The organism is Streptomyces sp. NPDC004732 (assembly GCF_040609235.1).
Taxonomy (GTDB): Bacteria; Actinomycetota; Actinomycetes; order Streptomycetales; family Streptomycetaceae; genus Streptomyces.
In genome coordinates this window covers 608,471-630,054 of sequence record NZ_JBEXJR010000002.1, presented here as the reverse complement: position 1 = coordinate 630,054, position 21,584 = coordinate 608,471, and the positions used below count along the sequence as shown (strand labels likewise).

General features: G+C 71.1%; 19 protein-coding genes. 12 read left to right on the top strand and 7 right to left on the bottom strand.

Going from position 1 to position 21,584, the window contains the following annotated elements; all coding sequences use genetic code 11:
• Positions 1 to 40 precede the first annotated feature (40 nt).
• The 3 genes from ABZV77_RS07450 to ABZV77_RS07440 all read left to right on the top strand — a co-directional run bounded on the left by ABZV77_RS07450 (position 41) and on the right by ABZV77_RS07440 (position 5,443).
• Positions 41 to 1,789 carry a protein kinase gene (locus ABZV77_RS07450; RefSeq protein ID WP_356251509.1) on the top strand — a complete coding sequence of 583 codons (1,749 nt, stop codon included), beginning with the start codon at positions 41 to 43 and terminating at the stop codon, positions 1,787 to 1,789.
• Positions 1,790 to 1,915: 126 nt separating this feature from the next.
• Complete coding sequence (locus ABZV77_RS07445) at positions 1,916 to 3,532, top strand: succinic semialdehyde dehydrogenase (RefSeq protein WP_356251506.1); 1,617 nt, start codon at positions 1,916 to 1,918, stop codon at positions 3,530 to 3,532.
• A gap of 27 nt (positions 3,533 to 3,559) precedes the next feature.
• The gene (locus ABZV77_RS07440; protein ID WP_356251504.1) at positions 3,560 to 5,443 is read left to right on the top strand and encodes a GMC family oxidoreductase; all 1,884 of its coding nucleotides are present in this window, start codon (positions 3,560 to 3,562) and stop codon (positions 5,441 to 5,443) included.
• Positions 5,444 to 5,561: 118 nt separating this feature from the next.
• On the opposite strand, the gene ABZV77_RS07435 is transcribed toward ABZV77_RS07440, so the two are convergent.
• A complete protein-coding gene (locus tag ABZV77_RS07435) occupies positions 5,562 to 6,593 on the bottom strand; it encodes an LAETG motif-containing sortase-dependent surface protein (protein WP_356251501.1) in 1,032 nt (343 codons plus the stop codon).
• Positions 6,594 to 6,886: 293 nt separating this feature from the next.
• On the opposite strand from ABZV77_RS07435, the gene ABZV77_RS07430 reads away from it, so the two are divergent.
• The 3 genes from ABZV77_RS07430 to ABZV77_RS07420 all read left to right on the top strand — a co-directional run bounded on the left by ABZV77_RS07430 (position 6,887) and on the right by ABZV77_RS07420 (position 9,072).
• Positions 6,887 to 7,258, top strand: coding sequence for a hypothetical protein (locus ABZV77_RS07430; RefSeq protein ID WP_356251499.1), 372 nt, complete (start codon positions 6,887 to 6,889; stop codon positions 7,256 to 7,258).
• A 117-nt stretch (positions 7,259 to 7,375) separates the two neighbouring features.
• On the top strand, positions 7,376 to 8,152 hold the full coding sequence (locus ABZV77_RS07425) for a hypothetical protein (protein WP_356251496.1): 777 nt from the start codon (positions 7,376 to 7,378) through the stop codon (positions 8,150 to 8,152).
• Between the two features lie 152 nt (positions 8,153 to 8,304).
• Complete coding sequence (locus tag ABZV77_RS07420) at positions 8,305 to 9,072, top strand: hypothetical protein (RefSeq protein WP_356251493.1); 768 nt, start codon at positions 8,305 to 8,307, stop codon at positions 9,070 to 9,072.
• A 708-nt stretch (positions 9,073 to 9,780) separates the two neighbouring features.
• Here ABZV77_RS07420 and ABZV77_RS07415 read toward each other — a convergent pair.
• Positions 9,781 to 10,119 carry a chorismate mutase gene (locus ABZV77_RS07415; RefSeq protein WP_356251490.1) on the bottom strand — a complete coding sequence of 113 codons (339 nt, stop codon included), beginning with the start codon at positions 10,117 to 10,119 and terminating at the stop codon, positions 9,781 to 9,783.
• Positions 10,120 to 10,536: 417 nt separating this feature from the next.
• Between ABZV77_RS07415 and guaA the strand changes: the two genes are divergently transcribed.
• Positions 10,537 to 12,117, top strand: a complete 1,581-nt coding sequence (guaA, locus tag ABZV77_RS07410; RefSeq protein WP_356251487.1) for a glutamine-hydrolyzing GMP synthase — start codon at positions 10,537 to 10,539, stop codon at positions 12,115 to 12,117.
• An 80-nt stretch (positions 12,118 to 12,197) separates the two neighbouring features.
• Here the strand turns inward: guaA and ABZV77_RS07405 are convergent, their stop codons facing one another.
• Positions 12,198 to 12,677 carry a pyridoxamine 5'-phosphate oxidase family protein gene (locus ABZV77_RS07405; protein ID WP_356251484.1) on the bottom strand — a complete coding sequence of 160 codons (480 nt, stop codon included), beginning with the start codon at positions 12,675 to 12,677 and terminating at the stop codon, positions 12,198 to 12,200.
• 130 nt (positions 12,678 to 12,807) lie between these two features.
• Between ABZV77_RS07405 and ABZV77_RS07400 the strand changes: the two genes are divergently transcribed.
• The 3 genes from ABZV77_RS07400 (at position 12,808) to ABZV77_RS07390 (ending at position 15,783) form a co-directional block, all read left to right on the top strand.
• A complete protein-coding gene (locus ABZV77_RS07400; protein WP_356251481.1) occupies positions 12,808 to 13,593 on the top strand; it encodes a class II aldolase/adducin family protein in 786 nt (261 codons plus the stop codon).
• Positions 13,594 to 13,744: 151 nt separating this feature from the next.
• Positions 13,745 to 15,010 carry a hypothetical protein gene (locus ABZV77_RS07395; RefSeq protein WP_356252376.1) on the top strand — a complete coding sequence of 422 codons (1,266 nt, stop codon included), beginning with the start codon at positions 13,745 to 13,747 and terminating at the stop codon, positions 15,008 to 15,010.
• A gap of 215 nt (positions 15,011 to 15,225) precedes the next feature.
• The gene (locus tag ABZV77_RS07390) at positions 15,226 to 15,783 is read left to right on the top strand and encodes a DoxX family protein (protein WP_356251478.1); all 558 of its coding nucleotides are present in this window, start codon (positions 15,226 to 15,228) and stop codon (positions 15,781 to 15,783) included.
• Here the strand turns inward: ABZV77_RS07390 and ABZV77_RS07385 are convergent.
• Both ABZV77_RS07385 and ABZV77_RS07380 read right to left on the bottom strand, forming a co-directional pair.
• Positions 15,764 to 16,000, bottom strand: coding sequence for a hypothetical protein (locus tag ABZV77_RS07385; protein ID WP_356251475.1), 237 nt, complete (start codon positions 15,998 to 16,000; stop codon positions 15,764 to 15,766). The two genes, ABZV77_RS07390 and ABZV77_RS07385, sit on opposite strands and share 20 nt — an antisense overlap.
• A complete protein-coding gene (locus ABZV77_RS07380) occupies positions 15,987 to 17,351 on the bottom strand; it encodes a PspC domain-containing protein (RefSeq protein WP_356251472.1) in 1,365 nt (454 codons plus the stop codon). The genes ABZV77_RS07385 and ABZV77_RS07380 overlap by 14 nt, the downstream gene beginning before the upstream one ends.
• A gap of 184 nt (positions 17,352 to 17,535) precedes the next feature.
• On the opposite strand from ABZV77_RS07380, the gene ABZV77_RS07375 reads away from it, so the two are divergent.
• Complete coding sequence (locus tag ABZV77_RS07375; protein ID WP_356251469.1) at positions 17,536 to 18,825, top strand: PspC domain-containing protein; 1,290 nt, start codon at positions 17,536 to 17,538, stop codon at positions 18,823 to 18,825.
• Entirely contained in the window at positions 18,822 to 19,553 is a 732-nt protein-coding gene (locus tag ABZV77_RS07370) for a response regulator transcription factor (RefSeq protein WP_356251466.1), read from the top strand. Before ABZV77_RS07375 ends, ABZV77_RS07370 begins: the two co-directional genes overlap by 4 nt.
• A gap of 23 nt (positions 19,554 to 19,576) precedes the next feature.
• Here ABZV77_RS07370 and ABZV77_RS07365 read toward each other — a convergent pair whose 3' ends face one another.
• Both ABZV77_RS07365 and ABZV77_RS07360 read right to left on the bottom strand, forming a co-directional pair.
• Positions 19,577 to 20,218: a hypothetical protein gene (locus ABZV77_RS07365; RefSeq protein ID WP_356251463.1), complete on the bottom strand. Its 642-nt coding sequence runs from the start codon at positions 20,216 to 20,218 to the stop codon at positions 19,577 to 19,579.
• Between the two features lie 123 nt (positions 20,219 to 20,341).
• Positions 20,342 to 21,391: an NlpC/P60 family protein gene (locus ABZV77_RS07360; RefSeq protein WP_356251460.1), complete on the bottom strand. Its 1,050-nt coding sequence runs from the start codon at positions 21,389 to 21,391 to the stop codon at positions 20,342 to 20,344.
• Positions 21,392 to 21,584 lie beyond the last annotated feature (193 nt).

Genomic DNA, 21,584 nt, shown 5'->3' with positions numbered 1-21,584 from the left:
GGCTGGAATCCGAGGTGCCCGGCAAGGTAGGCATGTCGTCATGAGTAATGACGGGGGAGCCTCCTACGGGCCGTACGAACCCACCAGTTTCGGCCTTCAGCCACCACAACAGCCGGGCGTACCGGGACAATCCGGCCCGAGCGGTGGGGCCCACCCCGACAACCCCTATGCGCAGCCGCAGGCCCAGCCCACCCAGGCCGTGCCGAACCAGTCGCCGAACCAGTCGCCGAACCAGTCGCCGAACCAGTCGCCGAACCAGCCGCCGAACCAGTCGCCCGAGCCCGAGCCGGGCGCGGGCCGACTGGTCGCGAACCGCTACCGGCTGCTCGCCAAGCTCGGCCACGGCGGCATGGGCACGGTGTGGCGCGCCAAGGACGAGACGGTGGACCGGGAGGTCGCCGTGAAGGAGCCGCGCCTCCCCGACCACCTGCCGGAGCGCGAGCGGGCCAACGCCTTCGAGCGGATGCGCCGCGAGGCGCGCGCCGCCGCCCGCCTGGACCACCCGGCCGTGGTCAACGTCCATGACGTGGCGGTCGAGGACGGTCAGCCGTGGATCGTGATGGAGCTCGTCCAGGGCCGTTCCCTGGGCGCCGCGCTCCAGGAGGGCACGCTCGGCGCCCGCGAGGCCGCGCGGGTCGGGCTCGACGTTCTGAACGCCCTCGACGCCGCGCACCAGGCGGGCATCCTGCACCGCGACGTGAAGCCGGACAACGTGATGCTCGGCAGGCACGACCGCGTCGTCCTCACCGACTTCGGCATCGCCCAGATCGAGGGCGAGACGAATCTGACGGACACCGGCGGTTTCGTCGGTTCGCCCGAGTTCATCGCGCCGGAGCGGGTGCTCGGCCAGCGGCCAGGACCCGCGTCCGACCTCTGGTCGCTCGGAGTCGTCCTGTACGCGGCGACCGAGGGCGTCTCGCCGTTCCGCCGCACCAACACCCCCGCGACGCTCCAGTCCGTCCTGAACGCGACGCCCGCCGCGCCCGCGTCCGCCTCGGGCCCGCTCGCCGAGGCGATCAACCGGCTGCTGGCCAAGGACCCCGCCCAGCGCCCGAACGCCGCGCAGGTCCGCGTACTCCTGGAGGAGGCGGCCAGGCCCCCGCAGCCCGCGCCGACGCAGCACGTCACCGTCGCGGCCGTCGACGGCCAGGAGCGCGGCAAGGGGATCTTCCTGAGCCGCAAGGCGCTGGCCGCCGTCGCCGGTGTGGTCGTCGTGGCCGTGGCCGCGGGCGTGCTCGTGGCGCTGAACCCCTTCGGGGGCTCGGACGCGGCGGGCTGGGAGAAGCACGCTTCGAAGGAGCTCGCGGCGACCGTCGCCGTGCCCGAGGGCTACAAGAAGTCCGAGGACGACAACAAGACCCCTGAGACGCACTGGGTCCAGTACACCGACCCGAGCGGCAGCGTCTGGATCAACCTCTCCCTGGACAAGAAGTCCGAGGACGACAGCGGCAAGATCGCCGAGACCGCCGCCGCGGAGATGTGGGACGACAACGCCGACTTCAAGCAGTCCGGCAACTACGAACTGGGCATGGCCTCCGAACCCGCGCCCAAGAGCGACGGCAAGGAGACGACGTTCAAGGATCGCAAGGCCGCGGAGAACACCGTCGTCTACGCCTCAAGCGACAGCCAGAACCCGCTTCCGCGCGAGCTCCGGGTCCTCTACTACAAGACCAAGTCCGGCGACATGTACAAGCTGACGATCGGGTACCCCGGCAAGGGCGACTTCACCGAGCGGGGCCGTGAGGTGGCCGAGACCGCGATCGCCGACCTGGAGCTCGACAAACTTTGATGAGGGATCGGTAACGCCCTGATCAGCGGCTTTGTCGCCAGCAATCACTGGCGTCGTGTGCGCATGTCGTGAACCCCCGTTACCGATGGGTACCCAAAACCCTGACGTAGGCCTACTCTCACGAGCATGACGGACTCGCAGGCCACCGCAGCGCCCCTCGGAACGAACCCGACCGCCCCGGCCCCCGAAGGCGCGCGCACCGCCGCCGACGTGGTCACGCCCGAGCTGATCGCCCAGCTCACCCGTGACGTCATCGGGTCGGGACGGACGGCCAACCACTCGCCGCTCACCGGCGAGAAGCTGGCCGACCTGCCCGAGTCCACCCCCGAGGACGTGGCCACCGCCTTCCAGCGGGCCCGCACCGCCCAGATCGCCTGGGCCAGGACCCCCGTGAAGCAGCGCGCCGCCGTCCTGCTGCGCTTCCACGACCTGGTGCTGCAGCGCCAGGCCGAGGTCCTCGACCTGATCCAGCTGGAGACCGGCAAGGCCCGTCTGCACGCGCACGAGGAGGTCCAGGCCGTCGTGGTCGCCGCCAGGCACTACGGCCGCAGGGCCCCCGCGTACCTGGGCCCGAAGCGGCACACCGGCGTCGTCCCGGTCCTCACCAAGGTCACCGAGAACCGTCAGCCGCGCGGCGTCGTCGGGCAGATCGCCCCGTGGAACTACCCGTTGGAGCTCTCCGTCGGCGACGCGCTGCCCGCCCTCGTCGCGGGCAACGCCCTCGTGATGAAGCCCGACACGGCCACCTGTCTGACCGCGCTGTGGGCCCGCGACCTGATCATCGAGGCGGGCCTGCCCGCGGAGGTCTTCCAGGTCGTCCTCGGCGAGGGCCCGGTCGTCGGCCCCGAGGTCGTCAAGCACGCCGACTACGTCTCCTTCACCGGCTCCACCCGCACCGGCCGCGAGGTCGCGCAGGGGGCGGCCGCCCGCCTGGTCGGCGTCTCGCTCGAACTCGGCGGCAAGAACGCCATGCTGGTGCTGCACGACGCCGACATCGACAAGGCCGCGTCGGGCGCGGTGCGCGCCTGCTTCTCCTCCGCCGGTCAGCTGTGCATCTCCATCGAGCGGCTGTACGTCCACGAGTCGATCGCGGACGAGTTCGTGGCGCGCTTCGCGGAGCGCACCAAGGCGATGCGGCTCGGCAAGTCCCTCGCGTACGGCGCCGACATGGGCTCCCTCGTCGGCGAGCGGCAGCTGGAGACCGTGACCCGGCACGTCGAGGAGGCCGTCGCCAAGGGCGCCACGCTCGTCGCGGGCGGCGCGGCGCGCCCCGACATCGGCCCGTACTTCTTCGAGCCGACGATCCTGGACGGCGTCGAGGCGCCGATGGCCGTCTGCAACGAGGAGACCTTCGGCCCGGTCGTCTCCATCTACCGCTTCACGGACGAGAACGAGGCGGTCGAGCTCGCCAACGGCACGCCGTACGGCCTGAACTCCTCGGTCTGGACGAAGGACGGCGGCCGCGGCCGCAAGGTCGCCGCCCGGCTGCGCACCGGCACGGTCAACGTCAACGAGGGCTTCGCGCCCGCCTACGGCAGCGTGCAGTCGCCGATGGGCGGCATGAAGGACTCCGGCCTCGGCCGACGGCACGGCTCCGAGGGAATCCTCAAGTACACCGAGGCGCAGACCGTCGCCACCCAGCGGGTCATGCCGCTGGCGCCGTCGTTCGGCCTTGACGACGAGAAGTACGCGGCGTTCATGAGCACCAGCCTGAAGGTCATGAAGGCGCTTCGCCTGCGCTAGTGCGTTAGTTCTCAACGAGGAGAGTCAATGTCACAGGAGAGCTCTGCCCGGAACCGGGCGGGCGACGACGCTTCGTACGACCATGACGAGCACGGACATGACGAGCACGGCCATGACGCGTATGACCATGACGAGTACGACTACGACTACGACGTCGTTGTCATCGGCAGCGGCTTCGGCGGCTCGGTGTCCGCGCTGCGCCTGACGGAGAAGGGCTACCGCGTCGGCGTCCTTGAGGCGGGCCGACGCTTCACGCGCGCGACGCTGCCCAAGAACTCCTGGGACCTGAAGAACTACTTGTGGGCCCCGGCGCTCGGCCTGTTCGGCATCCAGCGCATCCACCTGCTCGGCAACGTGATGGTCCTCGCGGGCGCCGGGGTCGGCGGCGGCTCGCTGAACTACGCCAACACCCTCTACGTGCCGCCCGAGCCGTTCTTCAAGGACGCGCAGTGGAAGGACATCACGGATTGGCAGGACGAGCTGCACCCCTACTACGAGCAGGCCAAGCGCATGCTCGGGGTGCGGCTCAATCCGACGATGACGCCGTCGGACGTCCATCTGAAGGCCACCGCCCAGACGATGGGGGTCGGCGACAGCTTCCACATGGCGCCCGTCGGCGTCTTCTTCGGCGACGAGAAGGACGCGGACGGTACGTCGACGTCCCGGCCCGGCGCCGAGGTGCCCGACCCCTACTTCGGCGGCGCGGGCCCGTCCCGCAGGGCCTGCACCGAGTGCGGCGAGTGCATGACCGGCTGTCGGCACGGCGCGAAGAACACCCTGAACGAGAACTACCTGTACCTGGCGGAGAAGGCCGGTGCGGTCGTCCACCCGATGACGTCGGTCGTCGCCGTCACCGAGGACTCCCGGGGCGGCTTCGCCGTCGCGACCCTGCCGACCGACGACAAGCGCAAGGGCAAGGGGCGCACCTTCAAGGCCCGCAAGGTCGTCGTCGCCGCCGGTACGTACGGCACGCAGACGCTCCTGCACCGCATGAAGGACACCGGCCTGCTGCCGCAGATCTCCGAGCGGCTCGGCACCCTCACCCGCACCAACTCCGAAGCGCTGGTGGGCGCCCAGACCACCGACCGCCGCTACCGCAAGCGGCACGGGGCCGAGAAGGCCGACTTCACCAAGGGCGTCGCGATCACCTCGTCGATCCACCCGAACGACAACACCCACATCGAGCCCGTCCGCTACGGCAAGAAGTCCAACGCCATGGGCGGCCTGACGGTGCTCCAGGTCCCGTACAGCGTGCAGGGCGGCAAGGCGCGGGTCGCGGGCTGGCTCGGCAACGTGGCACGCCACCCGTGGCTGACGGTCCGCTCGCTCTCCAACCGGCGCTGGTCGGAGCGGACCATCATCGGTCTGGTCATGCAGTCGCTCGACAACTCCCTGACCACGTACCGCAAGGAGAAGGGCGTCGGGAAGGGGCTGCTCACCGCCCGGCAGGGCCACGGCGCACCCAACCCCGAACAGATCCACGAGGCCACTCGCGCGGCGACGATCCTCTCCGACGAGATCAACGGGTTCCCGGGCTCGAACGTCGGCGAGCTCATGGGCACCCCGCTGACCGCGCACTTCCTCGGCGGCTGCCCGATCGGCGACTCCGCGCACACGGGCGTCATCGACCCCTACCACCGGCTCTACGGCCACCCCGGCATCTCGGTCGTCGACGGCGCCGCAGTCTCCGCGAACCTGGGCGTGAACCCGTCCCTGACGATCACCGCGCAGGCCGAGCGCGCCATGTCGTTCTGGCCCAACAAGGGCGCTGAGGACCCGCGTCCGGCGCAGGGCAGGGAGTACGTGCGGCTCGCCCCCGTCGAGCCGAAGACCCCCGCGGTCCCCGCGGACGCCTTCGGCGCGCTGAAGCTGCCGTTCCTCGGGATGCCTGCGGTGCCGCCCAAGAAGTGAGTCCGGTCCGCCCCGGACACACGTAAGGACCTGCGCCCCCCTCCGAGCGCAGGTCCTTCCGCGTGATCAGGTGCCGTCCGTCAGCCGCTCGGGGCGGCCCGGACGGCTCGGTGCCGGCTCAGACGGTGCCGTCGGCCTTGCGGCGACGCACGGCGAACACGACGCCCGCACCGGCGACGACGGCGATGCCGCCGACGATGCCGACGGTCGGCAGCATCGAGCTGGAGCCGGTCTCGGCGAGGTTGCCGGTGACCGGGGCCGGGGTCGGGGACTCCTCGGCGCTGCCCTGCGGCTGCGGCTCCGAACCGGCCTGCGCGGTCTTGGACGGCTTCGGCTTGGGCGTGGGCGACGTGTCGCCACCGGCCTTGACGATGGTGAGCGGCCGGTACTCGGACGACGTGTGCGTGCAGTCCTGCTCGGAGTCGACGTAGCTGCCGAGACCTTCCACGTACCCGTCCACGGCCGGAGCCTTGGCGCTGACCTTGGCCCGCAGCTTGATGACGGCCTTGTCCTCGGCGTCCAGATCGACGGTGCCGTAGGCGAGCCCCTCGCCGCGCGGGCTCTCGACCTTCGTCCACTCATCGGTCTCCGGGTCGAGGAACTGCACCTCGGTGAAGTACCGCAGCCCGTCCTTCTTCTCCGGGTCGTCGCCGAGGTTGTTCACGAACGCCGTCCAGTCCACCTCGCCCAGCGGCTCGTCGGTGGGGTTGGCGGCGTTCAGCTTGAACTGGTGCCAGCCGCTGCCCGCGACGATCTTCTTGGGCAGTCCGACGAGGTCGACCTCGAGTACGGATTCGTCGTCCGTGTCGCCGTCGTCGGACGGGCACATCTCGGGCTCTTCCTCGGCGTCCTCGTCCGGGACCGGCGGGAGCTCGTCCTCCAGGTCCTTCCCGGGCGCCGGGGGTACCTGGGGCCGGGTCGGCTTGTCGGCCGGCTTGGGCGTCTTGGGCGTCTCGGGCGTTTCCACGGGAGGCGTCACGGGCGGGGTCACCGGCGGGGTCGGCGTCACGGGCGCCGTCGGGGTTCCCGAGGACGGGGCGGGCGGCGTGGGCGTGTCCTCGGTCGCTGAAGCAGCCGGGGCCGAGAGCAGCGCGATCGGGGCTATGACAGCCGTAGCGGCCGCGGCAGCCATGGCACGACGAAGCTTCATGAAGACCTCAGAAGTCCGGTGCACTGCCGGGTCGGCAGCGCGGAGGTGGAGGCCTCCGCGGTGGGGACGCGGGTGTGGCCGTTGTTACTGCATGCATGACCTGCGATCCCTGTGAATGGTTGTCCTCGATTTCACAGAATTCTTATGTGGCGTGGCTCACAGCGTCGGTGGGGTGCGGGTGGGACTTGTGCTGCCGTGAGGGGGTGCCGTAGAACTTCCCCCGCCCAAAGGGCACATGAGTTCGGGGAAACCCGCGGAAATCTGGGGAAATCCGGGGATTGGGGAGGGACAGCGTGGCCATACCCGACGAGGTGTGGGAGAGATTCGAGAACGACAGCGAGCGGGAGATCCGTTCGTCCGCGCCGAAGGAGCCGTCCGCACGGGCGCGCATGGTGGCCGAGCGGCTGCGGCGCCTGGACGAGGAGGCCGCGCGTCGACGGGTCGAGGAGGCGGGGCGGTTCCGCCGCAGGCGCGCGAAGCGCGAGGCCGAGTCCGAGCGGTGGCGTCCGGACGAGTGGCGGTCGGCGCCGACGGGCTCGACGGGGGCCCGCGGCGGGCGGTCCGAGCGCAGCCGCCGGGTGTGGAGCGTGGTGATCGTCATCGGCGGCATGGCTCTCGCGATTGCCCTGCTCAGCCCGTTCCGCTTCTGGATGTGGGGCTGGTGAGACCGCGGGGAACCAGATCCGATCTTCCTCCGTCGTAGCTGGCGTAGTCCTGATTCCAGTTCTGATTCCAGTCCTGGTTCCAGGTGCAGGACAGCAAGCCGGTGGGGGAAACAGAACGTGAAGTCAGCTGTGTCGCGGGTCGTGGCGGTCGTCTCGGTCGTGGTCGCGCTCGGAGCGAGTGCGGGCTGCGGCGGGAGTGGGAGTGACGGCGGCGACGGCGATGCCCGGAAGTCCGCGAAGCCGGGCGCGAGTGCGGGCCCCTCGAAGCTGGAGAAGGCGGCCCTCACTGCGGCGGACGTGAAGGGCTACAAGGTCGAGGAGCCGGACGAGTCCGAGGCGGGGGCGGGCTCGGGGAAGCCGTCCCGCGCGGAGTGCGGCCCGCTCGCGGCGATGCTCGGCGGGGGCGGTTCCGGCACAGGCGACGTCGCTCCGGACAAGGCGAAATCCCACGTCGGCCGCCTCCTGACCGCCGCCGACGGCAAGGACTCCACGACGACCGACGTCGGTCTTTCCTCGTACGCCGGGACCGATGCCAAGCAGGCGATGGCGGATCTGCGCGCGGCGCTGCGGTCGAAGAAGTGCGCCGCCTTCCGGGCCGGAGAGCAGCGTTACCTCGGCGCCCGGTCGCTGGCCGCGCCGGACAAGGGCGACGAGGCCGTCTCGTACAAGATCGCCCACCGCAGGGGCGAGTACGTGACACGGGAGAGCGTCACGGTCGTGCGCAGCGGCTCGACGCTCGCCGTCTTCGGTGCGTCGAACATGTACGACCCCGAAGGCGTCCAGCGCGACAAGGACGCCGAGAAGGACGGCATGGGAGGCAGTGGAACGCCCACGGCGGACCAGGACCCGAAGGTGGACCCCAAGATCGTCGACGCCCAGCTCGACAAGGTCTAGGGCTCCTCCGGCGGATCTCCGCCGCGCACCGTACAACCTTTTCGGCGGTTTCCGATCGTTACGAAAAACGCTGGTCAGAGACGTGTGCTTGCCGCTTTCATGTCGCCTCGGCGCGGGCCGTCGCCCGTGCCGTGAGACTGAAGGTAGGAAACGTGAAGTCATCTGTGTCTCGGGCCGTCGTGGCCGCGTCCGTCATGGTCGCGCTGGGCCTGACCGCAGCGTGTGGCGGCGACAGCGACAGCGGCGACAGTGGCAAGAGCGGCAGTAGTGGCAGCAGCGGCAACAGCCGTGACAGCCGTGACAGCCGTGACAGCGACAAGAAGTCGTCGCAGAAGCCTGCCCCGGCCGAGAAGAAGTCGACCGCGCTGACCGCCGCCGACCTGGAGAAGGCGGTGCTCGCCAAGGGCGACCTCAAGGGCCACAAGGTCGAGAAGCTGTCCGCGGCGGACATGCCCTCGCAGACCGTGCCCGCCGACCCGGCCGCCTGCCAGCCGTTCGCCGACATGTTCATGTTCGCGTCCCAGCCCGCGGCGACGTCCCGGGTCGGCCGGACCCTGACCGGCCCCGACGAGCTGGACGCCACCGTCATCTCGCTCGCGCTGCTCGCGTACGAGCAGGCCGACGCGGAGCAGGTCATGGACGACCTGCGGACGGCCACGAAGAAGTGCACGGCCTACGAGCACGCGGACTCGAAGTACCGCGATGTCGCCGCCCTGACCGCGCCGAAGGCGGGCGACGACGCCGTCTCGTACAAGGTCGTGGGTGTCATCGAGGGCCAGAAGACGCCGATGAGCTTCACCGTCGTCCGCAGCGGTTCGACGCTCGCGGCCTTCTACTCGATCAACCTGCTGGAGCCGAAGAAGTTCGGTGTGCCGACCGAGGTCGTCGAGGCGCAGGTGAACAAGGTGCAGGACCTGTAGCCGGGCCTGCCGGGCTGCCGGGCTGCCGGGCTGCCGGGCTGTTGGGCCGCCGGGCCGTCGGGCGGCCGGGGCGGGAAAGAGCGAAGGGCCCCGCGGGACGGATCCGCGGGGCCCTTCGCTGTCAGCACCGACGTCAGGGCCGCGTCAGTGCCTCGAGGGCGGCGCCAGGGGGGCGTGCGCCGCTTTGGCTCGGGTGCCGGTGGCCGACCCGGCGCACGGGGGGCGCTCGCGTGGTATCGACCAATGGCAATGAAGTTGTGGACGGGAGGATTCGCTGCCCGCCCGTCTAGGCATGGTGCTCGATGTGTTGTTGGCTGCGCAACCGTTTCGGCCACATCTGGCGGGGAAGAGGCCGGGGACTCGGCCGGGTTCCGGGACGGAGGCCGGCCGGCTCCGGGCGTCCCCGAAGCCGACCGTTCTCTTGGGTGACCGGGCTGCTGTCCCCTGCCGTCCGGTCACGTCACTGGAGCGAGGTCCCACGGCGCAAGGAGCAATCCTTGCGCCTCATCGCTCCAGCGGAGCCACGCGTGGTTCTTGCGGGCCCGCACCTGGCTGACACGGACATCGGGACCAACGAAGCCCCTCCGGGACCGGTCACGCGCCGTACGGGTGAGAGCGGATCCGAACTCAGGTCCGCACCCCCCGGAACTCAGCTCCGCACCCCTCGGAACTCAGGTCCGCCCCCCCCGAAACTCAGCTCCGCACCCCTCAGACGCGGCCCCGGCACAGCTCCAGGAGCGTCATCGCGAGCGCCGTGCCGGGCTTGCCGAGCGCGTCCCTGTAGTGGCCGAGAACCTCCATCTCGCGGGAGAGGTTCACGCGGCGGCCGCCGGACGTGATGCGCGCCTCCTGGATGACGGCCGAGACGGCCATCCGTTCCTGGACGAGGCCGATGATCCGGTCGTCGAGCGCGTCGATGCGCTCCCGGGCGTTCTCGATCACGTCCACGGCCTCGGGGGTGCGGGCGCCGGTCTTGTCGGCGGCGGTGACGGCGGACGCGGTGGTGGTGCCTGCGGTGGTGGTGCCTGCGGTGGTGGTGGCGTTCATCTGGGGGCTCCTTCGTCGGAAGAGGTGCCCCGGATCGGCAGGACCCGCGTACGACAGAGCGCCCCGGGCCTTGTCGGCCCGGGGCGCCCGGTAAGTCGCTTGTCGGTGGGATCAAGCAGCTCGACCATGGCAGCCGGCAGGCCGGTTGCCATAGGTAAAGAGGAAGCTGAGGTGCTTGGTCACGGGCTCAGTATGCCCCCACGCGCGCGTCCTGGGTCAATCGGGATCCCGTACGGCTCGGATACTGAGACGGCCGCTGAGATGCCCACGGTGATGTGACGCCCCTGCGGCGGGGCCCCGTCGGAAGCGACGAAGGGGTCACGCCGGGCCCGTTAGAATTGACAAACACAGACCCCCTGCTCACGCACGAGCCTCTGCTCACGCACCGCTCAAGCTCAACGCCGGAAGGCCGCCGCCGTGCCATCAGCGTCCCCCGCTGCCGCCGCTCCCGACACCGTTCTGGTCGTCGACTTCGGAGCGCAGTACGCCCAGCTCATCGCCCGTCGCGTCCGTGAGGCCCGCGTCTACAGCGAGATCGTGCCGAGCACGATGCCCGTCTCCGAGATGCTCGCGAAGAAGCCCGCGGCGATCATCCTGTCCGGCGGCCCCTCGTCGGTGTACGCGGAGCACGCGCCCACCGTCGACCGCCAGCTCTTCGAGGCCGGTGTCCCCGTCTTCGGCATGTGCTACGGCTTCCAGCTGATGGCGATCACCCTCGGCGGCACCGTCGACAACACGGGCGCCCGTGAGTACGGCCGGACGCCCCTGCACGTCTCCAAGGCCGGATCCACCCTCTTCGAGGGCACCCCCGCCGAGCAGCCCGTGTGGATGTCGCACGGCGACGCGTGCAGCGCGGCGCCGGAGGGCTTCTCGGTCACCGCGTCCACGGACGTCGTGCCGGTCGCGGCCTTCGAGAACGACGAGAAGAAGCTGTACGGCGTGCAGTACCACCCCGAGGTGATGCACTCCACGCACGGCCAGCAGGTCCTGGAGCACTTCCTCTACCGCGGCGCCGGTCTCAAGCCGGACTGGACGACCGACAACGTCATCGACGAGCAGGTCGCCGCGATCCGCGAGCAGGTCGGCACCAAGCGCGCCATCTGCGGCCTGTCCGGCGGCGTGGACTCCGCCGTGGCCGCGGCCCTCGTACAGAAGGCCATCGGCTCGCAGCTGACCTGCGTGTACGTCGACCACGGCCTGATGCGCAAGGGCGAGACCGAGCAGGTCGAGAAGGACTTCGTCGCCGCGACCGGCGCGAACCTGAAGGTCGTCGACGCGAGCGAGCGCTTCCTGGACGCGCTGGCCGGGGTCTCCGACCCGGAGACCAAGCGCAAGATCATCGGGCGTGAGTTCATCCGCGTCTTCGAGCAGGCGCAGCTGGAGATCCTCCAGGAGGACGGCCCGGAGGTCGCCTTCCTCGTGCAGGGCACGCTCTACCCCGACGTCGTCGAGTCCGGCGGCGGCACCGGCACGGCGAACATCAAGTCGCACCACAACGTCGGCGGCCTGCCCGACGACATCGAGTTCGAGCTCATCGAGCCGCTGCGCAAGCTGTTCAAGGACGAGGTCCGCATGGTCGGCGCCGAGCTCGGCCTGCCGGACGAGATCGTCCAGCGCCAGCCCTTCCCGGGCCCCGGCCTGGGCATCCGCATCGTCGGCGAGGTCACCAAGGACCGCCTCGACCTGCTGCGCGAGGCCGACGCCATCGCCCGTGAGGAGCTGACGGCGGCCGGTCTCGACCGGGAGATCTGGCAGTGCCCGGTCGTGCTGCTCGCGGACGTCCGCAGCGTCGGCGTCCAGGGCGACGGCCGTACCTACGGCCACCCGATCGTCCTGCGCCCCGTCTCCTCCGAGGACGCCATGACGGCCGACTGGACCCGCATGCCGTACGACGTCCTCGCGAAGATCTCGACGCGCATCACGAACGAGGTCGCCGACGTGAACCGCGTCGTGCTCGACGTGACGTCGAAGCCGCCGGGGACCATCGAGTGGGAGTGACCCCCACGGTCCTCCCCGCAGCTTGCTGAGCGCCGGTGCCGCCTCCTCGTCCCCGTGACGGAGGGGCGGCACCGGCGTTCTCACGTCCGCCGCGTGGTGCGCACCCCGGCGCCCGGCTTCCACAACTGCACCACCAGATACCGCTCGTCCTCGATGAACGTGCGCACGACCTCCGTCAGCTCGGTGCGGAAGAGGTGGAACGCGTCCGGGTCCGGCGGGTCCACCTCTTCCGTGTAGCGCGCGACCGTCTCCGGATCCCGCACCTCGATCGCGCGGCCCGCGACACGGACGTCGCCGCCCGCCATCTCCGTGCCGGGGCCCGGGTTCGCCTGCAGCACGAAGCGTGGATCGCGGCGCAGGTCGAGCGCCTTGAGGGAGTTCGGCATCATGCCGAGCCACAGCTCCCCGTTCAGGAAGCGGACCTCCATCCCCGTGGTGCGCGGCGACCCGTCCTTGCGCAGGGTCGCGAGGACGTGATGGGTGAACGCGCCGAAGCGCTTCTCGACGGTCGCGGCAAGGTCCGGCTCTGCTGTGGCGAAGGCTTCCCAGTGGAACGTCATACGTCGAGTCTGTCGCCGATACCCGACACCTCCTGTCGCCTTTCATCGCACCGTTGATCGTGCCGCGCCTCTGTCCTCCTGTGCTTCCCACCGGTAACTTCCGCCCCGTACAGCCATGGATGGAGGACACATGCAGGCGCCCACACCGATACCCGTCGAGCGGTTGCAGTTCGCGATGCCGCCCGTCCACGAATCCGTGGCGGACGAACGAAGGCACCGCAAGGAGCGGCTCGCCGGCGCACTGCGGATCTTCGGCAGGCTCGGGTACGAGGACGGGGTCTCCGGCCACATCACCGCACGCGATCCGGAGCACACCGACTGCTTCTGGGTGAACCCCTTCGGGATGCCCTTCAAGCACGTCACCGTCGGCGACCTCGTCCTCGCCAACGCCGAGGGGCAGGTCGTCGAGGGGCGCCACCACGTCAACCAGGCCGCGTTCACCGTCCACGCCCAGGCGCACCTGGCGCGGCCCGACGTCGTCGCCGTCGCACACTGCCACTCGCTGCACGGCCGCGCGCTCTCCACACTCGGCGAACTCCTGGACCCGATCACCCAGGAGGCCTGCGCCTTCTACGAGAGCCACGCCCTGTACGACGGCTATACCGGCGTCGTCGTCGACGCCGAGGAGGGGCGCAGGATCGCGTCCGCGCTCGGCGGCCACAAGGCGGTCGTCCTGCGCAACCACGGCCTGCTCACCGTCGGGGACTCCGTCGACGCCGCCGCCTGGTGGTTCATCTCCATGGAACGCTCCTGCCAGGTCCAGCTCAGCGCGCGGGCGGCGGGGCGACCCGTGCTGATCGGCCACAAGCAGGCGGTGCAGACCCGTGAGCAACTCGGCAGCGATCTGGTCGCGTGGATCAACTACCAGTCCCTGTGGCAGGACATCAGCCGCAGCGAACCGGATCTGCTGGCCTGACCTCGACGTCAACGCCGGGCCGGGCCTTTCACCCCCGCTGACCTGACCCCGGGCATTCGTTCGCCTTTCAGTACGGCACAATTCCCCTCCTCTGCAAGGAAGTTCGCGGGAAGCCCCAGGGGCTTCGAGGGTGGGGAAGGCGGCGTACGCGGTGGCGGTGCAGGAGGCGGGGCAGGGCGTGCACGGGGGCGGTTGCACGTGCGGCGGCTGCCCGCACGGGGCGCGTGAAGGGCACCGGCGTGCCGTGGCCGCGTTCCTCGCCCAGCGCGACGGGTTCGCGGCGGGGGAGGGGCTGCCCGCGGCCGTCGCGCACTCGGCGGGCGCCTCCAGACAGTGGGTGTCGGACGAGCTGACGCAGTCCGCGCGAGCCGTCGCCGAGCGCGGCAGGGCCGAGGGCGAGGTCTGGCTGCGACGGCTGTGGACCCGCACGCTCGGCGTCGTCTGGGGCTCCTTCACCGCCCTGCTCCTCGTCCAGGCGCTCACCGCGATCGGCGTCGGCTGGTCGGACGCGCGCACGGCCGGGCTCCTCGCGGCGCTCGTCGCGGGCGGGCTGCTGACGGGCGCCGCATACGCGCACCGGGCGCGCGGCGGGGTCCTCGCGCCGGTGATCGGCGAGGACAACCGGCTCTCCACCTCGCGTGCCGTGGCCGCCTGCTGGGTGCTCCTCGTCGTCTTCGCCGTGCTCGTCCTCGCGGGCGAACTCGCCGCGGCTTCGGGACACGCGCAGCGCGACGAACTGATCGACGGCCTCGAACTCTCCCGCGCCGCGGGCACGGTGACCGTCCTCGCCGTGGTGTGCGCGGTCGCCGTCCTGGTGCGCAGGGTCGTCGGCCTGCGCGTGCTGGGCCAGCGGCTGCAGAAGGTGCGCGCGGACCGGCCGAGGGCCTCCGACCCGCTCACCGACGACGCGGGCCGCGGCAGCTTCGCCGACGCGCAGTACGTCCTGATCAGTGCCGTCGCCGTGGTCTTCGCCGCCGTACGCCTGGCACGGCGGCCCGAGCAGCTGCCCGACCTGCCATGGGGGCTCGCCCTCCTCGTGCTGGTCTCCGCCGCGACGTACCTGGCGGGGAAGTACTCCGAAGGCGGCCGTCCCGTGATCCTCTCCGTCGTCCGCGCGCGGGAGGCCGGTGACCTCGACGCCCCCATCCGCACGGGCGACGACATCGAGATCCGCGGCGCGGGCTTCGTCCCGCCCGGCGCCGGGGACGCGGACCGGCTCGCCCGCACGGTCGTCCGCATCGGCGCCGTGCACGTCCACGTGCCGCTCGTGCCCGTGCCGGGCGGCTTCACCAATCCGACCGACGCGGTACTGACCGTCCCGATCCCCGTCGACGTGGAACCCGGCCGCGTCGACGTCCAGGTCGTCACGGCCGCGGGCGTCGAGACGAACCGCGTCACGATCGACGTAACGGACTGACCCACAGCACCTCCCCCTGACCTCTACGTACTGCCTTCGAACCGACTTCGTACTGCCTTCGAACCGACTTCGTACTGCCTTCGAACCGACTTCGGACCGCCTTCGAACCGCCGCTGAATCGGACCGCCGTGGAATCCCCCGCACGCCACTGAGCAGCAGCCCCTCTTCGTACGTATCGTCAAAAGACGGGACCACGCGAGAGGCGGCGGAGTGCCATGGCGCACGGCATGCGTACGGACGGCCACACCAGCCACACGAGCCACATCAGGCGTGCCGACTGGCGGGAGACCGCCACCCGCTACGCCCTGCTCCCCCTGCGGATCTTCCTCGGCATCACCTTCATCTACGCGGGCCTGGACAAGCTCACCGACAGCGCCTTCATGCAGACGAGCGGCGTGGGGTCGATCGGCGCGCAGATGGAGGGCGTCCGCGACATCTCCGCGATCCCCGCTCTCGTCGACCTCTCCCTCAAGAGCCCCGTCGGCTTCGGCTACGCCATCGCCCTGGGGGAACTGGCCGTCGGCATCGGCACCCTGATCGGCCTCTTCGCCCGCGTCGCCGCACTCGGTGGCGCCTTCATCTCGCTCAGCCTCTGGCTGACCGTCAGCTGGCACGAGGAGCCCTACTACTACGGCAACGACCTGGCCTACCTGATGGCGTGGCTGCCGCTGGTCCTCGCCGGAGCCTCCGTCCTCTCCATCGACGCCCTGCGCACCGCCCGCCGCGCGAACGCCCCCGGCCGGGCCGGTCCCGCTAGTCCCGCGGCTCCTTGACGCCCCCGGCACCGCCCGGACGGGCCGCACCCCTCGGGCGTATCCCATGGATCGCCGCCGCCACGCCCGCGATGAACAGACCGGCCATCACGAGCGGCAGCGCGATGAACCACGGCGCGTCCCAGGCGCCGCCCGCGTCGCCCGCGTACACAACGGCGACCGTCAGCAGGAAGAGCCCTGCCACCAGCTTGCCGGGGTGGAATTCATGACGTAGCACGGGTCACCTTCGCTTGTCCGACGCCGACTTCGAGGCGCAGATCGATCGTGCCGCCGCCGTCGCCGCCCGAGGTCGGCCGCAGCGTCACCTTCTTCTCCTGGCCCGGAGCGATGTCCAGGTCCTTGTTCTCGTCGCCCGGCAACACGATGCCGCCGACGCCCACCTCGACGTCGAGCCGCACGGTGGCGTCCTTCGGCAGAACCACCCTGAGGTCGCCCGCGCCGACCTCGACGCCGGTCTGCAGCGTCTTGTCCTTGCCGACGTCGACCTTGCTCAGATCGAGCTTGCCCGTGCCGAGCCCCACCTCGTACTGGGGCCGGACGTCCGCCACTGTGGTCGGTATCCACTCCGTGCGGGTGTAGTGCGTCGTGATGTTCTCCGGCAGGGCCGCCGCCCCGGCGAGGAGGCCCGCGGTCAGCACCGCGAGCACGATCGATCCCGCCCCGGTGCGCCCGAGGAAGGCGCTGACCGCGATGCCGAGACCGAACACCCCGAGCGCACACGCGAGGCCGACCTGCAACGTCGTGCCGAGCGGCTGGCCCTCCCAGGTCAGCCCGGTCCCGAGGCCGCCCGCGAGCAGGGCGAACAGGAACACCCAGCCGCCGATCCAGCGCGGCCCGCGGGGCTTGGGCGGGGGAGCGGGCACCGAGGCCTCGCGGGGGATGCCCGCGCGGTGTCCCGCCACTTGATATTCGACGTCGAGACCCACGGGGCCCCAGAAATAGCCCGAGATCCCCTCGTGCGTGCCGTCCTTGATGATCGGGTCGCGCCACCACGAAGGGCCTCCGGCGACGGGCGGCGCCTTCGCTTCGGGCGGGGCGTCCGCCGCGGCCTGGGCCGCCACCGGGTCGGCGTCGAGGGTGTCGCGCTGCTGCGACCAATATCCCGCGCCCGCGAGGAGCAGGGTGAGGACGGCGGCGAAGGTGAGCGCCCCGCCGTTGTTCAACAGGGTCAGGAAGACGCCGCAGCCGACGAGCGCGAAGAGCACGGCGGTCAGCGCCTGGCCGTCGACCCGGCCGGAGAGGAGCCTGCGCGCCTCGTTCTCCTCCTCGTCCTCGTACGGCGTGAAGAGCCATGCGAAGCCGTAGAACACCAGGCCGATGCCGCTGGTGATCGCGAGCACGGCCAGGCCGATGCGGAAGATCACCGGATCCATGTCGCAGTGCCGACCGAGCCCGGCGCACACCCCGCCGAGCTTCTTCTGCCGACGGTCACGGCGGAACTTGCGCTCCTCCGCGGGCAGGCCCGGCTCGGGACCGTCCGCGGGATCACCCGGGACGCCGTGCGCGGCACGCAGGGCGTCACGGATGGCGGCCTCGGTCTCCGTCTCGGCGGGCTGCTGATCTGTCATGTGTCCATGGTGACCGCCGCGGGCCCGCCGCGGCAGTCGGGACGACCCTGGACGAACCCTGATATCGCCCCTGAGACTCCTCGGGCCGCACCCCTGACAGGGCCGAGGCAGGGGACCGGATCAGGGAAGTCTCGGGGGTCGACCCTGATGCCCGGACCCGCGCCCGCGTGTGAATATCGATGACATGCCGGAAGCCGCTGCACCGCCCACCGACGACGTCCGACCGCTGCGCAAGCTCTATCGCAGCGGTGACGGGCGTTGGCTCGGCGGTGTCGCGCGCGGTCTGGCCGGACATCTCGGGCTGCCCGTGATCTGGGTCCGGCTGATCTTCGTCGGGCTGTTCACGGCGGACGGGCTCGGCGGTCTGCTCTATGCGGCGTTCTGGTTCTTCGTCCCGCTCGGCGTGGGCGGCGTGGACGCCGAGCGGCCGCCCGCGGCCGTCACGTCCGAGACGGCGCCGGACGGCCGACGCAGACTCGTGGCCCGCAAGCCGGACAAGGGGCAGTTCGTCGCGCTCCTCGCGATGGTCGTCGTCGCCATGGTCTTCGTCAGCAATGTGGACCTGGACGGCTCGACGAAGGCGTATGTCGTCCCGACCCTGCTCATGGCCGCCGGCGTCGCCCTCGTCTGGCGGCAGGCCGACAACGCCCGCAGGGCACGCTGGATGGCCGTCGGCCGTCGCAGGCGCACCCTGACGATCGCCCGTTCGGCGGCCGGGGTGCTCCTGGTCGGCGCCGGGGTGTCCGGCATCTTCGTGCTGCAGGGCTCCGCCGCGCACCTGGGCGCCGTGCTGCAGGCCTCCCTCGCCGTGCTCGTCGGCGTCGCGCTGCTCGCCGGGCCCTATCTCGTCCGCATGATGCAGGACCTCTCCGAGGAGCGGCTGATGCGCATCCGGGCCCAGGAGAGAGCCGAGGTCGCCGCCCATGTGCACGACTCCGTGCTGCACACCCTGACCCTGATCCAGCGCAACGCGGAGAGCGCGAGCGAGGTGCGCCGCCTCGCCCGCGCCCAGGAGCGCGACCTGCGCGCCTGGCTCTACAAACCCGAGGGCACCGGCAAGAACGAGGACGAGGAACCCGACACCCTCGCCGAGGCGGTCCGCCACAGCGCCGCGGAGGTCGAGGACAAGCACGGCGTCCCCATCGAGGTCGTCGTCGTCGGGGACTGCCCGCTCGACGAGCGGCTGACCGCACAGATGCAGGCCGCGAGGGAAGCGATGGTGAACGCCGCCAAGTACGGTGGCGAGGGCGGCGCGGTGCAGGTCTTCGCCGAAGTCGAGGGGGAGACGGTGTTCGTGTCCGTACGGGACCGCGGTCCCGGGTTCGATCTGGACTCCGTGCCGGACGATCGCATGGGCGTACGAGAATCGATCATCGGCCGTATGCAGCGCAACGGCGGCACGGCGCGGCTGCGCGCAGTGCCCGGCGGCGGCACGGAAGTCGAGCTGGAGATGGAGAGGACGGCGACGACATGAGCGACGCGACCGGGGCGAGCGGGCCCACGGAGCCGACCGGGACGGACGAGGGCGGCGGTGCGGAGGGACGTCGTGTGCGAGTCGTCCTGGTCGACGACCACCGGATGTTCCGCACCGGAGTGCAGGCCGAGATCGGCCGCACCGACATCACCGGCGTCGAGGTGGTCGGCGAGGCGGCCGACGTCGACCAGGCGGTCACGGTCATCACGGCCACGCGCCCCGAGGTCGTCCTCCTGGACGTGCATCTGCCGGGCGGCGGAGGCGTGGAAGTCCTGCGCCGCTGCTCGCCGTTGATGGCCGACGCGGAGCGCCCGGTGCGGTTCCTCGCACTGTCGGTCTCCGACGCCGCGGAGGACGTCATCGGTGTCATCCGCGGTGGCGCCCGTGGCTATGTCACCAAGACCATCACCGGCACCGACCTGGTGGACTCCGTCTTCCGTGTGCAGGACGGCGACGCGGTGTTCTCGCCGCGCCTCGCCGGATTCGTCCTGGACGCCTTCGCCTCCACCGACGCACCCCCGGTCGACGAGGACCTGGACCGCCTCACCCAGCGCGAGCGCGAAGTCCTGCGGCTCATCGCACGCGGCTATGCGTACAAGGAGATCGCCAAGCAGCTCTTCATCTCCGTGAAGACGGTCGAGTCGCATGTCTCGGCGGTGCTGCGGAAGCTCCAGCTGTCCAACCGCCATGAGCTGACGCGGTGGGCGACGGCGCGGCGGCTGGTCTGACCAAGAGCTAGGGCTCTAGGGCCCTAGCTGTGCGCGGCGGCGCCGGTCGGTGCCGCCGGGCCGAGATGGCGCAGGGCCCAGCGGTAGTGGCCGACCGCCTTGGCGGCGCCGAGGAGGCCCGTGAGCCAGAGGAGCAGGCCGATGCCCATGCCTAGGGCGACGTCGGCGTAGGTCTCGTGGCCCGGTTCGGCGTACGCGGCCGCGGTGAAGGACAGCCAGAGCCCGAGCGTGCACACGGCGAGGGACGACAGGAGCCAGACGAGGCTGCGGCCGGGAGAGCGCAGCCGGGCGTCGGACGTCGGGTGGCTGTCCAAGGCGAGCCAGGCTTCCTTCAGTTGCCGCAGGCGCCGGTCGTGGCGGATGCCGAGGGTGACGCCGATGATCGAGGGGGCTAGCACCGCCAGGCCGAGGACCATGAGGACCGGGCCCAGGAGGAAGGCGCTGGGGTCCTTGTCGTCGATGTACCGGATCGGCTGGACCAGCAGGGACCAGCCGATGACGCCGCCGAGTCCGCACAGCCACAGCAGCAGGAGCCGGATCAGCCCGAAGTGCCGCCTGTGCAGCTCTTGGAGGGCCATGCCGCGGTCGGTGAGCAGCGTCTGCCGGTCCGGCCAGGTGCGCAGATACACGGGTGGCGGGGGCGGAGGCAGCGTACGGCTAGGCATGTCCGTGACAATACTGGCGGGGCTGCTCCTTGATCGCCGCGGCCCGGTTGCAGAGGCCTGGTCGTCGCGGTCTGGTCGCCGCGGTCTGGGCGGTGGCGGTTCGGGCGGTGGCGGTTCGGGCGTTCAGGACACTCGTGTGGCTCCTGCGAACGGCATCTGGTCGATGGGGGCGAGCCGCACGGGGGCGCTCGGGTTCGGGGCGTGGATCATCTGGCCGTTGCCGACGTAGAGGCCGACGTGGCTGATGCCCGAGTAGAAGAACACCAGGTCGCCGGGGCGCAGTTCGGAGCGGGGGACTCGTCGGCCCGCGGCGATCTGTGCGTAGGTGGTGCGGGGCAGGCCGACGCCCGCCGAGCGGTAGGCGGCCTGGGTGAGCCCCGAGCAGTCGAAGGCGTCGGGGCCGGTGGCGCCCCAGACGTAGGGGCTGCCGAGGGCCTTGTAGGCGTACGAGACGGCGGACGCGGCGCGGGCGTTGGGGGCCTTGGCGGCGCCCGGGGTGGTGTCGCGGGCCGTGGAGCGGTTGGCGCGGTCCTCGCCCGCGGCGCCGGTGAGTTCGGCGCGCTGCGTGGCGCTGAGGCGGGACAGCAGTCGCTTCGCCTCGCCGAGCTTTCCGGTGATCGTCTTCTTCTGCGTGCGCAGTTCCGCCTGGCGCGCGCGGAGGGCGGCCAGCCGGTCGTCGGCCCGGCCGCGCAGCCGGTCGATCTCATGGGCCTGCTCCCGCACTTCGCCGACGGCCAGGGCCTGACGGCTGCCCGCCCGGTCGGCGCGCGCCGCGCGGTCCAGGAACTGCGCGGGGTCGGAGGAGAGCGCGAGCTGCACGGAGGGGTCGATGCCGCCCGCGCGGTACTGCGCCGCGGCGTACGAACCCAGGCTGTTGCGGGCGGAGTTGAGCTTCTCCGTCTTGCGGGCCGCTTCGTCGCGCAGTTTGCCGAGGGTGGTTTCGGCCTTTTCTGCCTTCTCCTTCGCCCCGTTGTACTTCTCGGTGGCGGTCTCGGCCTCGCGGTAGAGCGAGTCGACCTTGGACTTCACCTCGGCGGGGCTGAGCCGGGGATCCGCGTGTCCCGTGCCGTCGAAGGCGGTGGCCGATGCGGCTCCCGCGAGGGCGAGGGTCAAGGCGGTGCGGGCCGTGCTGCCGCTGAGCGAGCGCTGGCTGGGCTTGCGGTGCGCTGCCACGAAGTGGGGCTCCTTACGTGTCCGGCGGCGGCCCGCACAGGGGGAGCAGGCCGCCGCCGGGCTTCTCGGCGGTGGTGACCGACGGCCGTCCTGGGCCGGACGGCGGTGGGGAGTCGGTCACCTGGTGGAGGACGCTAAACCTGGGCGTCACGGGTTGGTGACGGATTGTGCGCAACTGACAGAAGTGGGCGCA

Coding starts and splice junctions, on each gene's coding strand:
- ABZV77_RS07450 (WP_356251509.1), top strand. CDS start 41: ATGAGTAATGACGGGGGAGCCTCCTACGGGCCGTACGAACCCACCAGT.
- ABZV77_RS07445 (WP_356251506.1), top strand. CDS start 1,916: ATGACGGACTCGCAGGCCACCGCAGCGCCCCTCGGAACGAACCCGACC.
- ABZV77_RS07440 (WP_356251504.1), top strand. CDS start 3,560: ATGTCACAGGAGAGCTCTGCCCGGAACCGGGCGGGCGACGACGCTTCG.
- ABZV77_RS07435 (WP_356251501.1), bottom strand. CDS start 6,593: ATGAAGCTTCGTCGTGCCATGGCTGCCGCGGCCGCTACGGCTGTCATA.
- ABZV77_RS07415 (WP_356251490.1), bottom strand. CDS start 10,119: ATGAACGCCACCACCACCGCAGGCACCACCACCGCAGGCACCACCACC.
- ABZV77_RS07405 (WP_356251484.1), bottom strand. CDS start 12,677: ATGACGTTCCACTGGGAAGCCTTCGCCACAGCAGAGCCGGACCTTGCC.
- ABZV77_RS07400 (WP_356251481.1), top strand. CDS start 12,808: ATGCAGGCGCCCACACCGATACCCGTCGAGCGGTTGCAGTTCGCGATG.
- ABZV77_RS07390 (WP_356251478.1), top strand. CDS start 15,226: ATGGCGCACGGCATGCGTACGGACGGCCACACCAGCCACACGAGCCAC.
- ABZV77_RS07380 (WP_356251472.1), bottom strand. CDS start 17,351: ATGACAGATCAGCAGCCCGCCGAGACGGAGACCGAGGCCGCCATCCGT.
- ABZV77_RS07375 (WP_356251469.1), top strand. CDS start 17,536: ATGCCGGAAGCCGCTGCACCGCCCACCGACGACGTCCGACCGCTGCGC.
- ABZV77_RS07370 (WP_356251466.1), top strand. CDS start 18,822: ATGAGCGACGCGACCGGGGCGAGCGGGCCCACGGAGCCGACCGGGACG.
- ABZV77_RS07365 (WP_356251463.1), bottom strand. CDS start 20,218: ATGCCTAGCCGTACGCTGCCTCCGCCCCCGCCACCCGTGTATCTGCGC.